A 13650-nucleotide genomic window follows, 5' to 3' on the forward strand; every position below is an offset into this window, starting at 1 on the left:
TGCCGGACAAAGCAGGCATAATACCGCGCCTTTACCCGTGAACCGGTAGCCCCCGTGAAGCCACTTCCTCTGTCCGCCAGCAAACGTCCCTCGGGTTGTCCGGGGTTGCTGCGTATTGTCCAGGCATTGGATGGCGGGATTTGCCGGATCAAACTGGCCGGTGGGGTCATCACCGCCGCGCAGGCGCTGGCCGTGGCACACGCCGCGCAGACCTACGCCGGCGGAGTGATCGAGGCGACCAACCGCGCCAACCTGCAGATCCGCGGCATTGGCCTGGAGCACGAGGGTTTGATCGCGCACCTGCTGGCCGCAGGCCTGGGCCCGACCACCGCTGCGGGCGATGATGTGCGCAATGTGATGCTCAGCCCCGGCGCGGGCATCGACCGCGACATGCTGCTGGACACCCGGCCCCTGGCGGAGCAGATTCTCGCCACCCTGCAAACCCATCCACGGTTCCATGAGTTGTCGGCCAAGTTCGCCGTGCAACTGGATGGCGGCGAAGCCCTGGCGATGCTCGAACATCATCACGACCTGTGGTTATCGGCTTACCCAGCGCAGGGCCAGACCTTGTTGGCATTCGGCCTGGCCGGTTGCCCGGGGCATGACAGGCCGCTGGGCGCCGTACCCCTGGAGCAAGGCCATGAGTTGGTCGTGGCGGTGTTGGAACTGTTTCTTGAGCTGGCCCGACCCGACCAGAACCGCATGCGCGACCTGCTGACACACACGTCTGTGGATAACTTCGTCGGGCGCTTGCGCCTGCCGTTACTGCCCGCCGATGGCTATCGTCGCCGCGCCAACCCGAGCAGTTTGCGCCTGGGCACTTATCCACAGCGCCAACCGCAGCAAGTCTACGTGGCGGCGGGCACGCCATTAGGACGCCTGGACTCGAGCATGCTGCGTGGTGCCGCGCAACTGGCCCTCGAACAGGGTGACGGCACATTGCGCTTCACCCCGTGGCAAGGCCTGCTGCTGCCCAACCTGGCGCCGGACGCCGCCGTGCGCGTGACGACGGGCCTGGCGCAATTGGGCTTCCTCTGTTCCGCCGACCAGGCCCTGGCGCGGCTGATTGCCTGCACCGGTTCCAGCGGCTGCGCCAAGGCCCTGGCCGACACCAAGGCCGACGCCCTGCACCTGGCCACGCTGCTCCAGGGCCATGGCCTTGATGTGCACCTGTCTGGCTGCCCACGCACCTGCGCTGCGGCACACATTGCCCCGGTCACCCTGCTGGCAGTGGGCACCGGGCACTACGACCTCTATTTTCGCGATGCAGGCCAGCCGGGTTTCGGCCGCCTGCACGCGCACAACCTTTCTATTGAAGCGGCGGGCGCCGTGTTGCGTGCCCGTCCACGGAGCAACACCGATGATTGATTACATCCGCGACGGTCAGGAGATCTATCGCAACTCCTTTGCGATCATTCGCGCAGAGGCCAAGCTGGATCGCATCCCGGCCGACCTGGAAAAACTCGCCGTGCGGGTGATTCACGCCTGCGGCATGGTCGAGGCTATCGACGGTTTGCAGTTTTCTGAAGGCGCAGGCAAAGCCGGCCGTGAGGCCCTGGCCGCCGGTGCGCCGATCCTGTGCGATGCGCGGATGGTCTCCGAAGGCGTGACCCGTGCGCGCCTGCCTGCCAATAACCCAGTGATCTGCACCTTGCGTGACGATAGCGTGCCGGAGCTGGCGCGGGAGCTGGGCAACACCCGTTCCGCTGCCGCCCTGGAATTGTGGCGCCCGCACCTGGCAGGCAGTGTGGTGGTGATCGGCAACGCGCCGACTGCGTTGTTCTATCTGTTGGAAATGCTCGACGCCGGCGCCCCCAAGCCGGCGCTGATCCTCGGTTTTCCGGTGGGTTTTGTCGGCGCCGCCGAGTCCAAGGCGATGCTCGCCGCAGACAGCCGTGGCGTGCCGTTTGTGATCATGCAAGGCCGCCTGGGCGGCAGTGCGATGGCCGCCGCAGCGGTCAACGCCCTGGCTACGGAGGTCGAATGATGCAGGCGCGTGGACGTTTGATCGGCCTGGGCGTCGGCCCCGGCGACCCGGAACTGATTACCCTCAAGGCCCTGCGCCTGCTGCGCGAATCGCCGGTGGTGGCGTACTTCGTCGCCAAGGGCAAGAAGGGCAATGCGTTCGGCATTATCGAAGAACACCTGGTGCCCCAGCAGACGCTGATGCCGCTGGTGTACCCGGTGACCACCGAAGCCTTGCCGGCGCCGCTGTCCTATGAACAGGTGATCAGCGATTTCTACGACGCGGCCAGTGTTGATGTGGCCGCGCATCTGGATGCCGGGCGCGATGTGGCGGTGATCTGCGAAGGCGACCCGTTCTTCTACGGCTCCTACATGTACCTGCATGACCGCCTCGCCGAGCGCTATGACGCCCAAGTCATCCCCGGCGTGTGCTCGATGCTCGGCGGTGCCTCGGTGCTGGGTGCGCCGTTGGTGTATCGCAACCAGAGCCTGTCGGTATTGTCCGGGGTGCTGCCCCACGACGAACTCAAGCGGCGCCTGGCGGATGCCGATGCGGCGGTGATCATGAAGCTGGGACGCAACTTCACCAAGGTGCGTCAGGTGCTGGAGGAGCTGGGGCTGGCCGGGCGTGCGCTGTATGTGGAGCGCGCCACCATGGCCAACCAGAAAATCGTCGCGCTGGATCAGGTCGAACCCATGTCTTCGCCATATTTCTCGTTGATTATCGTGCCGGGCGAAAGGTGGCAAGGGTGATGACGCCGGCGATCGTCATTCTCGGCCAGGGCAGCCTCGCCACCGCGCGCAGCATCCAGCAGGTGTACCCCGGCGCCTTGATCCACGGCCTGGCCGGCCGGGTGGAAGGCGCCGACCAGGCCTACAGCGAATTTGGCGCGACCGTGCGCCAGTTGTATCAACAGGGCACGCCGATCATTGCCCTGTGCGCGGCCGGGATTGTGATCCGCACCTTGGCGGCGCTGTTGCTGGAGAAAGGCGAAGAGCCGGCGGTGCTGGCCGTCGCTGAAGACGGCAGTGCGGTGGTGCCGTTGCTCGGCGGCCTGGGCGGGGTGAATATCATGGCGCGGGAAATCGCGGCGGCCCTGGGGGTGGCGGCTGCGATTACCACCAGTGGTGAACTGCGCTTTGGCACCTGCCTGCTCAATCCGCCCCAGGGTTATCAGTTGGCGGACCTTGAGCTGGGCAAGCGTTTTGTCTCGGACCTGCTGGCCGGCGAACAGGTGCGCATTGAAGGCGCCGCACCATGGCTGGAGCAGGCCAACCTGCCGCAGGACCAGCAGGCGCGCCTGAGCATTCATGTCGGCAGTGCCGAGCGCGTGCCGGCGGCCAATGAGCTGCTGATCTATCCGAAAAATACTTGGGCCACCTGCCGCCCCGGCGTCGGCTTGGCCGCGCGGGTGCGCCAGGCGTTGCAGCAGGACGGCATCGCCGTGCAGTCCCTGGCGTGCCTGCTGGCCGATGACGCCGACATGGCCAGTGGCGAACTGCATGAGGCGGCGCTGGAACTGGGCGTGCCGCTGCGCTTTACGGCGCTGGCGGCAGGCCCCGATATCATCATCCACTCGGCCGCCGGGCCCGTGGACCTGGCGCAACTGGGCCGCCCCCGTGGCCGTCTCGCCGTGATCGGCCTGGGCCCCGGCGCAGCCGAGTTGATGGTGCCGGCTGTCAAGGCAGAACTGGCGCGCTGCACCGATGTGCTGGGTTACGAAACCTATGTGCGCATGGCCGGGCCGTTTCGCGCCGACCAGGTGCAGCACTGCACCGATAACCGCGAAGAGATGCAACGGGCACGGCATGCTTTCGAGCTGGCGGCCCAGGGGCGTTCGGTGGTGGTGGTGTCTTCCGGCGACCCAGGGGTGTTCGCCATGGCTGCGGCGGTGCTGGAGGCGTTGCACGAATCCAGCGACCCGGCCTGGCAGCGGGTCGAGCTGGAAATTTTGCCGGGGGTCTCGGCGTCCCTCGCCACCGCGGCCCAGGCGGGTGCGCCGTTGGGCCATGACTTCTGCGTGATGTCGCTGTCGGACAACCTCAAGCCTTGGTCCATCATCGAGAAACGCCTGGACCTGGCCTGCCAGGCCGACCTGGCTTTGGCGTTCTACAACCCCATCTCCCGTTCGCGCCCCTGGCAATTGGGGCGTGCCCTGGAAATCGTCGCCCAGCACCGCCTCGCCGCCACGCCTGTCGTGCTGGGGCGCGATATCGGGCGCCCCGGGCAAACGCTGCGCACCACCACCCTGGGCCAATTGACCCCGGACCAGGTGGACATGCGCACCATGGTGCTGATCGGTTCGTCCACCACCTGCGCGTTCCCTCGGGTGGGCGGTGGTGAGTGGGTGTATACGCCACGCTGGTATGGCGAGAAACCGGCCTCCTGAAACGGCAGCGGCCCCGCAATGGGGCCGCTAATCTGTCAGAAAAGGCTAATCATTGATGACAGAAACCTCTGTGTTCTGCCGCGTCATTTCGCAATGCCATTAACGGTTCCTCTCTTTCAGTTGCAGAAAGTAAGCCTGCGATTATCAGGCGTCACCCCATCCCCAGTATTTACGCGGGGTGCAACAAACTCTGATTTTTCCTACGGCGAAATGACGCTCTGCGTACCCCCTGAAAAAAGTTCAATCACGCGACTAGTGTTTCTTGTAAGCCCATGTGGGTTTTTGTGGAGAAACAGTTATGGAGCGCAAACATAAACGAATCAATCTGGCTAAAAAGAACAAGCTGATCGCGGCGTACCGACTGCCGCTGAGCAGCCGGCCGGCGGGTTCGCCGGCGCCGGTGCAGGCTGACGGCGACCTGAATGGCGCGGTGATCAATAACAGTGTGTTTTCGTTTGTCGCGGGCATGAGCCGTCTCAACAAGGAATACACCCGCAAGAGTTACCTGTTGGCCAGCAGCTACGTGAGTGATGTGCTGAAAGTGGGGCGCGGCACGCAGGCCTGGTACGACGAGTTCATCAAGGTCATGGGCAACCTGGGGTGGCTGCCGATACGCAGCAGTTTCGAGCGCGTCACCACCTCCGTGAAGGGCCTGAGCGTGCAGGTGGCGGCGCTGAATATCATCACCTCCACGGTGGCCTCGACGTTTCTGTCAGGCTCCCTGGCGATGGTGCTGCCCAAGTTGGCGGCGGATGCTTTCGACGCCTTGAAACAGCTGTCGGCACCCTTTGATCTGTTCAAGCGCAACATCGTCAACCATGAGGGCGGCGACTTTGGCCTGGCGTCCTGTTCCGAGGTTGACGGTGAGGTGCTGATGGTGCTGGTGACCTACAGCGCCCAAGGCGTCAGCAAGAAAGTGGGGGTGCCGTTTTTTGAATGGGACAGCTCCACGGTCGAAGCCTACAGCGGCCAGACCTGCCTGATGCTCAACCCTGCCGTGGTCAACGACGCAACCCTCCAGCAGTTGCGTGAGAGTGCGGGCGACAAGGTCTTGCTGGCCATAGCCCAATACCGGATCTGACCGGGGCCTCAGGGCACCAGGTAACCGCGTACGCCGGTAAAGATGATCTGCGCCGCCAGCGCACAGACGAACAAGCCCATCAGGCGGCTGACAATCTGCAGCCCTTGGTCGCCGAGGATGCGTTCGATGCGGTTGGACAGATACAGCACCACGCCCACTGTCAGGCTGGCCAGGGCGATGCTGAGAATGGCCATGAGCTTGTCATCCCAATGGGGCTGGCTGACGCCCATTACCAGCAGTGCGCCGATGGTGCCGGGGCCGACGGTCAAGGGGATGGTCAGGGGGACGATAGTCACGTCCTGCTGCACATTGTCGGTCTGCACTGCCGACTTGCCCTGGGCCATGCCCAGGGCGGAGATAAACAGCACACTGCCGGCGCCGATGCGGAAGGCGTCCACGGTGATGCCAAATACACTGAAAATCACCCGGCCAAACAGGTAGAGCAACACGCTCGACACCAGCGTCGCCAGGGCGACCTTCCAGGCCAGGCGTCGCCGCTCCTTGCTGGAATAGCCCCGGGTCAGGCTGATAAAGCAGGACAGGACGAAGAAGGGGCTATACAGCACCAGCATCTTCAAATAAACGCTGAACAACACGTGGAGCATGGTGGGAGCTCACAGCGAAGGAAGGGCGAGGGGGAGTTTATCAGGCTTGTGGGCCAGAAGGCGCGACTGCGAACCAATGTGGGAGTGGGCTTGTGTGGGAGCTGGCTTGCCTGCGATGCAGGCACCCTGGTTTTTCAGTTGCACCGAGGTGATGCTATCGCAGGCAAGCCAGCCCCACACAAGCCAGTTCCCCCAAACCAGCTCTGGCCCCCACAGGGATGTGTGGTGATTCAGGACGTGTGCACCTGCTCCTGCGGCTGCTCGCGCTGTGTCACCCAGTACTCCACCAGCTCGCGCAGTTGCGACAGTTCTACCGGCTTGGCCATATGCCCATCCATCCCGGCCTGGCGTGCGCGTTCCTTGTGTTCCGAGAGGATGTGCGCGGTCAGCGCCACCACCGGCGTGCGGGTGCGCTGGTTGCTGACTTCCCAGACCCGCAACTGCTGGGTCGCGGAGAAGCCATCGAGCACCGGCATTTCGCAGTCCATCAACACCAGGTCATAGCGCTGGGCCTTCATCGCCTGCAAGGCTTCCTCGCCATTGCTGGCCGTGTCGGGTTGCAGGTTGAGCTTGCCGAGCATGCCGCGAATCACTTTGGTGGAGATGCTGTTGTCTTCGGCCACCAGGATGCGGAAATCGCTGGGCACGGTGATGGTCACGGGGACGTTCGGCGCGGCATGGCGCGGCTGGACCACACCCTTGCTGCGCTGGGTCAACTCGTCGGCCAGGGTGGTCTTGAGGGTGTAGCCCGCCACTGGTTTGGCCAGGATGCGCTTGATCCCGCAGTTGCGCGCGATGATCTTGCTCGGCGCATTGCTGATGCCGGTGAGCATGATCAGCAGGATGTCGTGGTTCAGGCTCGGGTCTTCCTTGATCTTCGCCGCCAGTTGCATGCCGGTCATGCCGGGCATGTTCTGGTCCAGCAGCACCACATCGAAATAGTCGCGCAGGTGCGCCTTGGTACGCAGCAGGGCCAGGGCCTCCTTGCCCGACGGTACGGCGCTGACATTCAGGCCCCAGGCGGTGCATTGCTGCACCAGCACCTTGCGGCAGGTGTCGTTGTCGTCCACCACCAACACCCGTGCGCCTTGCAGCGGGCCGTCGAGGTCGGAGGTCGGGTGTTCCAGGCGCTCCGGGTCCAGGGGCAAAGTCAGCCATAGGGTGCTGCCTTGCTGGCTGCCCGCCTTGATGCCGAACTCGCCATTCATCAACAGGATCAGCTGGCGGGCGATCACCAGGCCGAGGTGGCCGCTCAGGCGCGTGGCCGAGAGAAAGTTCTTGCTGTGCAGTTCGCTGTGCAGCAGGGCATCGCGCTCGGCGGCCTCCATCGGCACGCCGCTGTCTTGCACGGCGATGCGCAGGCGCGGTTTGCTGCTGCGCTCATCCAGGGCGACCACGATCAGCACTTCGCCTTCGTCGGTCTTTTGCCGGGCGTTTTCCAGCAGGCTCAACAGGGCCTGGCGCAGGCGCGTCGGGTCGCCACTGATGACCCGTGGCACCTGGGGCTGGATAAAGCTGATCAGTTCGACGTTCTGCTGCTCGGCCTTGGCGCGGAAAATACTCAGGCAGTCTTCGATCAGGGCATTGAGGTCGAACTGCACATCGTCCAGTTCGATCTGCCCGGACTCGAGCTTGGAGATGTCGAGAATCTCGTTGATCAGGGTCAGCAGTTCATTGCCGGCACTGTGGATGGTCTGCACGTAGTCGCGCTGCTTGACCGACAGCGGCGTGCCCAGCAGCAACTCGGTCATGCCCAGCACGCCGTTCATGGGGGTGCGGATTTCGTGGCTGATCTTCGCCAGGAACTCGGCCTTGGCCGCAATTTCGGCATTGCTGGCAGCCAGGTCGCGGCTGAGGCTGAAGCGATCCTCGACGATGCTGCGCTGGCGCTCGCCCAGGGCCTGGCTCATCAACAGGCCGCTGACGCAGATCACCGCCAGCAAGGTGATGATCAGGCCTTGCGGCGCCACCAGGGTCAGGCCCAGCAGGGCCGGGAGGATAATCAGCGTGCCGGTGTTGAACACCACCATGGCGAGCAGGAACAGACGTGCCGGCCGGTAGCCTTTTTGCCAGTGGTAGGCCGAGACAAACAGCATGCTCAGGCCGGCCAGCGCCACCAGGGCGTAGGTGATGATATTCAGCGGCAGGGTGTTGACGAACAGCAGCAACAGGCCGCACAGCACGATCAACAGGATGTCCGCCATCAGCAACTTGTTCAGCGGGTGCGGGCCCAATGGCGCGAAGAAACGGTAGGCGAACATCAGGCCGCATGGCGCGGTCAGCAGCAACGCCATGTAGGCGCCCGGGGTTTGCACCGCCTGCCAGTTCGGCAGCCACGGGCCCAGCAGGTTGAGCAACAGCAACAGGCTGAGCATCAGCAGCACTTCGCAGGCCGCCAGCCACAGGCTGCTGCGCGAGCGATGGTAGGCGTAGCGGGTGAGGTTGTGCAGGATCAGCATCAGCAGGCAGCCGAACAACAGGCCGTAGACCAGGGTCTGGGTCTGGTTGGCGGCGGCCTGCACGGCCGGTTCCAGGGTCAGGTAGGGCCGCAGCTCATGCTCCGAGACCAGGCGCACATACACATCCAGGGGCCTCTGGCTCTGGGGCATGGGCAGCATGAATTCGCTGCTGGGCAGTGGGCGTTCGGCCTGGGGTTGGCGGGTGCCGGTGTTGATCTGCTCGATCAGCGTGTCGCCGTCCAGCACATACAGATTGAGATGCGCCAGGTCCGGCGCGAAGACCCGCAGCACTTGCTCGTGCTTGCCGGGTTGCAGCTTGAAACGTACCCATAGCGCACCGTTGGGTTCGGCGGCGGTGATCCGTTCCAGTTCAATAGGGCTGAATTGGTTGATATAGCGTGGCGAGCGAATATCGCTCAATTGCAGGTCGGCCTGTTCATCAAGCAATACGGCCCAGCCGCTGCCTTGCGCAACGGCCTGGGCCGGCAACAGACAGAGCAGGGTCAGCAGACTGACCGTGAAGATTATGGCGATCCTGAGCCAGCGCACGGCGAAATCCCTTCGTAGGTTAATGCACGGGGTTAACTATGCGCGGGACCGTAATGGGACGGCAAGGGCCAAAGGCCCCTGCCTAGCCGAACGGATAGCTGTTTACTGACTCTCGCCCCGCTCACGGGCAATGGCGCGATAGCCGATGTCCTTGCGGTAGAAACAGCCCTGCCAGTCGATTTTTGCAGCCAGCTTGTAGGCTTGCTGCTGGGCGGCATCGACACTGGCGCCCATGGCGGTGGCGCACAGCACGCGGCCACCGGCGGTAACCACCTGGCCATCCTTGAGCGCGGTCCCGGCATGGAACACCTTGCCTTCCAGCGTAGCCGCGGCGTCCAGGCCCTGGATCAGGTCACCCTTGGCGTAGTCGGCAGGGTAGCCGCCGGCGGCCAGCACGATGCCGACGCTTGGGCGTGGATCCCACTGGGCTTCAACCTTGTCCAGCGCTTGCGCCAGGGCGGCTTCCACCAGCAGCACCAGGCTCGACTGCAGACGCAGCATCACCGGTTGGGTTTCCGGGTCGCCGAAGCGGCAGTTGAACTCGATGACTTTCGGGTTGCCGGCCTTGTCGATCATCAACCCGGCGTACAGGAAGCCGGTGTAGACATTGCCTTCATCGGCCATGCCGCGCACGGTCGGCCAGATCACCAGGTCCATGACGCGCTGGTGCACGTCGGCGGTGACCACCGGGGCAGGGGAGTAGGCACCCATGCCGCCGGTGTTCGGGCCGGTGTCGCCGTCGCCGACGCGCTTGTGGTCCTGGCTGGTGGCCATCGGCAAGACGTTCTTGCCGTCGACCATCACGATGAAGCTGGCTTCTTCGCCATCGAGGAATTCTTCGATCACCACCCGCGAACCGGCGTCACCGAAGGCATTGCCGGCGAGCATGTCGCGCACCGCGTCTTCGGCTTCCTGCAGGGTCATCGCCACGATCACGCCTTTACCGGCGGCCAGGCCATCGGCCTTGATCACGATAGGGGCGCCTTTCTCACGCAGGTAAGCCAGGGCGGGCTCGATCTCGGTGAAGTTCTGGTAGTCGGCAGTCGGGATCTTGTGGCGAGCCAGGAAATCCTTGGTGAAGGCTTTCGAACCTTCCAACTGGGCGGCGCCAGCGGTAGGGCCGAAGCAGTCCAGGCCACGGCTGCGGAACAGGTCCACGACGCCGGCCACCAGCGGTACTTCAGGGCCGACGATGGTCAGGGACACGTTCTTTTCGGCGAAGTCGGCCAGTTGCTCCAGGGCCAAGACGTCGATGGCGACGTTTTCGCACTTGGCTTCAATGGCGGTACCGGCGTTGCCGGGCGCGACGAAGACTTTCTGGACGCGAGGGTCCTGGGCGACTTTCCAGGCCAGGGCGTGTTCACGGCCACCGCTGCCAATGATCAAAACATTCATTTCAAAAACCTCAAATTCTTTTAGTTGATCGTTCCCACGCTCTGCGTGGGAATGCCTCTACGGACGCCCTGCGTCCGAGGGACGCGGAGCGTGGGCGCGATCAATCAGTGACGGAAGTGGCGCATGCCAGTAAAGACCATGGCAATGCCGGCTTCATCAGCGGCGGCAATCACTTCAGCATCACGCATCGAGCCACCCGGTTGGATCACCGCAGTCACGCCCGCTTTTGCAGCGTTGTCCAGGCCATCACGGAACGGGAAGAACGCGTCCGAGGCCATCACCGAGCCGACCACCTGCAAGCCGGCGTGTTCGGCCTTGATCGCCGCAATACGCGCCGAGTTCACGCGGCTCATCTGGCCGGCGCCGACACCGATGGTCTGGCGGTTCTTGGCGTAGACGATGGCGTTGGACTTAACGTACTTGGCTACTTTCCAGGCGAAGATCAGGTCGTTGATCTCTTGCTCGGTCGGTGCGCGCTTGGTCACCACTTTCAGGTCTTGGCTGCCGATCATGCCGATGTCGCGGCTCTGCACCAGCAAGCCGCCATTGACGCGCTTGTAGTCCCAGGCAGCGGCACGCTCAGCCGACCACTCGCCACAGGCCAGCAGGCGCACATTGGCCTTGGCGGCGACGATGGCGCGGGCCTCTTCGCTGACGGATGGGGCAATGATCACTTCGACGAACTGACGCTCGACGATGGCCTTGGCGGTCTCGGCGTCCAGTTCGCGGTTGAAGGCGATGATGCCGCCGAATGCCGATTCGGTGTCGGTGGCGTAGGCCAGTTCGTAGGCCTGGCGGATCCCGCCTTCAGCGTCCGGGCTCACGGCCACACCGCACGGGTTGGCGTGCTTGACGATCACGCAGGCCGGCTTGACGAAGCTCTTCACACATTCCAGCGCGGCGTCGGTATCAGCCACGTTGTTGTAGGACAGCTCTTTGCCCTGCAGTTGGGTCGCGGTGGCGATCCCGACTTCGGCAGGCTTGGCTTCCACGTAGAACGCCGCGCTCTGGTGCGGGTTCTCGCCGTAGCGCATTTCCTGGGCCTTGATGAACTGGCTGTTGAAGGTACGCGGGAACTGGCTGCGGCCTTCAGTGCTGAGGGTCTCGGCGGCCTGGTTCACGGTGCCCATGTAGTTGGCGATCATGCCGTCATAGGCCGCCGTGTGTTCGAAGGCCTTGAGCATCAGGTCGAAACGCTGGGCGTAGGTCAGGCCGCCAGCTTTCAGGCTTTCCAATACTTGGGCGTAGTCGCTGGCGTTGACCACAATGGCCACGTCTTTGTGGTTCTTGGCTGCCGAGCGCACCATGGTCGGGCCGCCGATATCAATGTTCTCGATAGCGGTCGGCAGGTCGCAGCCTGGCTTGTTGATGGTGGCTTCAAACGGGTAGAGGTTGACGGCCACCAGGTCGATCGGCTTGATGCCGTGCTCGTTCATGATGGCATCGTCGATACCGCGACGGCCGAGGATGCCGCCGTGGATTTTCGGGTGCAGGGTCTTGACCCGACCGTCCATCATTTCTGCGAAACCGGTGTAGTCCGCGACTTCTACTGCGGCCACGCCGTTGTCCTGCAGCAGTTTGAAGGTCCCGCCCGTGGAGAGGATTTCCACACCCAGGGCTTCCAGCTCCCGGGCAAATTCGAGGATCCCGGTCTTGTCGGAAACACTGATCAAGGCGCGGCGGATCGGCAGGCGGGTAGTCTGGTCGGTCATCTCAATTTCCATCAAAAGCAAAGGAGTCAGCAAAAAAGGCGACCGGTTTTACGCGGGCGCCTTTCTGGTTTGATTGAATGCTTACAGCAAATCGTACTGTTTGAGCTTCTTGCGCAGGGTCCCACGGTTCAGGCCCAGCAGCTCACTGGCTTTGGTCTGGTTGCCCTTGACGTAGTTCATCACGCTTTCGAGCAAGGGCGCCTCGACTTCGGAGAGCACCAGGTTGTACACATCCGTGACGGCCGCGCCCTCAAGGTGGGCGAAATAATTGTGCAGCGCTTTCTCGACGCTCCCGCGAAGGGTCTGGCCTTCTTCGCTCGGCGTGTTGAGGTGCTGTTTCAAATTGACGTTGTCGCTCACGGGTGTTGTTCCACTCACTAAAGTCTCGGTCATCATCGTCATGCGGCCACCCCTTCTCCGTCCCCTGCTCTCAGGCTCTTGTCTCGTTCGGCAAAGAACTCACGAACGGCGGTGACCTGTGCTTGCGTTTCATCCAAACGATTGAACCCGGTGCGAAACTCTTTGGCGCCGGGCAGGGTTGCGAGGTACCAACCCACATGCTTGCGAGCAATGCGCGCGCCCATCACGTCCCCATAGAAGATGTGCAGGGCGGCCAGATGCTCTAGCAGAATACGTTCCACCTCGATCAGCCCCGGTGCCGGCATGATTTCGCCGGTACGCAGGAAATGCTCGATCTCACGAAAAATCCATGGCCGCCCCTGGGCGGCCCGGCCGATCAACAGGCCATCGGCACCGGTTGCGTGCAATACGCGCCGGGCTTTCTCGGCCGAGTCGATGTCGCCGTTGGCAAAGACCGGAATCGACACTGCCTGCTTGATCGCGGCAATGGTGTCGTATTCGGCCTCGCCGGTATAAAGGTCAGCGCGGGTGCGGCCATGCACCGCCAATGCTGCAATGCCTGCCTGTTCGGCGATCTTCGCCACCGTCAGGCCGTTCTTGTTGTCCCGGTCCCAGCCGGTGCGAATCTTCAGGGTGACCGGCACATCCACTGCACCCACCACGGCGTGCAGGATCTCGGCCACCAACTGCTCATCCTTCAACAGGGCGGAGCCGGCGGCCTTGTTGCAGACCTTTTTTGCCGGGCAACCCATGTTGATATCAATAATCTGTGCACCCAGCTCTACGTTGGCTCGGGCCGCATCCGCCAGCATTTGCGCATCACCGCCGGCGATCTGCACCGAGCGGGGCTCGGGATCACCTTCGTGGATCATGCGCATCCGCGATTTGCGGGTGTTCCACAAGCTCATGTCGCTGGTGACCATTTCCGAGACTACAAGCCCTGCCCCCAAACGTTTGCACAGCTGACGAAAGGGCTGGTCAGTGACGCCCGCCATCGGGGCGAGAATCAAAGCGTTTGGCAATGTATATGGGCCGATGCGTACCGCCGACATAGGACTTCCCTGTTGTGGGGCCGGATCATTAGAGTTCGAAAAAGGGTTGGCATGATACCCGCTCTCGATGACTGGTTAAAGG

Annotated in this window: 11 protein-coding genes; 5 read left to right on the forward strand and 6 right to left on the reverse strand. The window is 63.2% G+C overall.

Annotated features, from left to right (window positions below; translation table 11 throughout):
- Window positions 1-69: 69 nt before the first annotated feature.
- From cobG to PSH73_RS02770, 5 genes are all read left to right on the forward strand, one after another.
- Window positions 70-1368, forward strand: a complete 1299-nt coding sequence (cobG, locus tag PSH73_RS02750; protein WP_305462680.1) for a precorrin-3B synthase — start codon at window positions 70-72, stop codon at window positions 1366-1368.
- Complete coding sequence (locus PSH73_RS02755) at window positions 1361-1987, forward strand: precorrin-8X methylmutase (protein WP_057437540.1); 627 nt, start codon at window positions 1361-1363, stop codon at window positions 1985-1987. Before cobG ends, PSH73_RS02755 begins: the two co-directional genes overlap by 8 nt.
- Entirely contained in the window at window positions 1984-2718 is a 735-nt protein-coding gene (locus PSH73_RS02760) for a precorrin-2 C(20)-methyltransferase (protein ID WP_370694595.1), read from the forward strand. The genes PSH73_RS02755 and PSH73_RS02760 overlap by 4 nt, the downstream gene beginning before the upstream one ends.
- Complete coding sequence (cobJ, locus tag PSH73_RS02765) at window positions 2718-4355, forward strand: precorrin-3B C(17)-methyltransferase (RefSeq protein ID WP_057437543.1); 1638 nt, start codon at window positions 2718-2720, stop codon at window positions 4353-4355. Before PSH73_RS02760 ends, cobJ begins: the two co-directional genes overlap by 1 nt.
- 298 nt (window positions 4356-4653) lie before the next feature.
- Complete coding sequence (locus PSH73_RS02770; RefSeq protein ID WP_120731444.1) at window positions 4654-5436, forward strand: hypothetical protein; 783 nt, start codon at window positions 4654-4656, stop codon at window positions 5434-5436.
- A gap of 8 nt (window positions 5437-5444) precedes the next feature.
- On the opposite strand, the gene PSH73_RS02775 is transcribed toward PSH73_RS02770, so the two are convergent.
- The 6 genes from PSH73_RS02775 to dusB all read right to left on the reverse strand — a co-directional run bounded on the left by PSH73_RS02775 (window position 5445) and on the right by dusB (window position 13568).
- Entirely contained in the window at window positions 5445-6041 is a 597-nt protein-coding gene (locus tag PSH73_RS02775) for a MarC family protein (RefSeq protein WP_057437546.1), read from the reverse strand.
- A 230-nt stretch (window positions 6042-6271) separates the two neighbouring features.
- Window positions 6272-9049 (reverse strand): hybrid sensor histidine kinase/response regulator, encoded by a 2778-nt coding sequence (locus tag PSH73_RS02780; protein WP_305461881.1) that lies wholly within the window; start codon window positions 9047-9049, stop codon window positions 6272-6274.
- Between the two features lie 102 nt (window positions 9050-9151).
- On the reverse strand, window positions 9152-10444 hold the full coding sequence (gene purD, locus PSH73_RS02785; protein WP_057437548.1) for a phosphoribosylamine--glycine ligase: 1293 nt from the start codon (window positions 10442-10444) through the stop codon (window positions 9152-9154).
- 104 nt (window positions 10445-10548) lie between these two features.
- The gene (gene purH, locus PSH73_RS02790; RefSeq protein WP_057958208.1) at window positions 10549-12156 is read right to left on the reverse strand and encodes a bifunctional phosphoribosylaminoimidazolecarboxamide formyltransferase/IMP cyclohydrolase; all 1608 of its coding nucleotides are present in this window, start codon (window positions 12154-12156) and stop codon (window positions 10549-10551) included.
- An 81-nt stretch (window positions 12157-12237) separates the two neighbouring features.
- Window positions 12238-12558, reverse strand: a complete 321-nt coding sequence (gene fis / locus PSH73_RS02795) for a DNA-binding transcriptional regulator Fis (RefSeq protein WP_003186237.1) — start codon at window positions 12556-12558, stop codon at window positions 12238-12240.
- Window positions 12555-13568, reverse strand: a complete 1014-nt coding sequence (dusB, locus tag PSH73_RS02800; protein ID WP_057437552.1) for a tRNA dihydrouridine synthase DusB — start codon at window positions 13566-13568, stop codon at window positions 12555-12557. Before dusB ends, fis begins: the two co-directional genes overlap by 4 nt.
- Window positions 13569-13650 lie beyond the last annotated feature (82 nt).

The sequence above is a fragment of the Pseudomonas sp. FP2294 genome (genome assembly GCF_030687625.1).
GTDB classification, from domain to species: domain Bacteria; phylum Pseudomonadota; class Gammaproteobacteria; order Pseudomonadales; family Pseudomonadaceae; genus Aquipseudomonas; species Aquipseudomonas shahriarae.

Excerpts from the sequence above, each read along its gene's own strand:
- PSH73_RS02775 (WP_057437546.1), bottom strand. The coding sequence starts at position 6,041 with ATGCTCCACGTGTTGTTCAGCGTTTATTTGAAGATGCTGGTGCTGTAT.
- dusB (WP_057437552.1), bottom strand. The coding sequence starts at position 13,568 with ATGTCGGCGGTACGCATCGGCCCATATACATTGCCAAACGCTTTGATT.
- purH (WP_057958208.1), bottom strand. The coding sequence starts at position 12,156 with ATGACCGACCAGACTACCCGCCTGCCGATCCGCCGCGCCTTGATCAGT.
- PSH73_RS02755 (WP_057437540.1), top strand. The coding sequence starts at position 1,361 with ATGATTGATTACATCCGCGACGGTCAGGAGATCTATCGCAACTCCTTT.
- cobJ (WP_057437543.1), top strand. The coding sequence starts at position 2,718 with ATGACGCCGGCGATCGTCATTCTCGGCCAGGGCAGCCTCGCCACCGCG.
- fis (WP_003186237.1), bottom strand. The coding sequence starts at position 12,558 with ATGACGATGATGACCGAGACTTTAGTGAGTGGAACAACACCCGTGAGC.
- purD (WP_057437548.1), bottom strand. The coding sequence starts at position 10,444 with ATGAATGTTTTGATCATTGGCAGCGGTGGCCGTGAACACGCCCTGGCC.
- PSH73_RS02760 (WP_370694595.1), top strand. The coding sequence starts at position 1,984 with ATGATGCAGGCGCGTGGACGTTTGATCGGCCTGGGCGTCGGCCCCGGC.
- PSH73_RS02770 (WP_120731444.1), top strand. The coding sequence starts at position 4,654 with ATGGAGCGCAAACATAAACGAATCAATCTGGCTAAAAAGAACAAGCTG.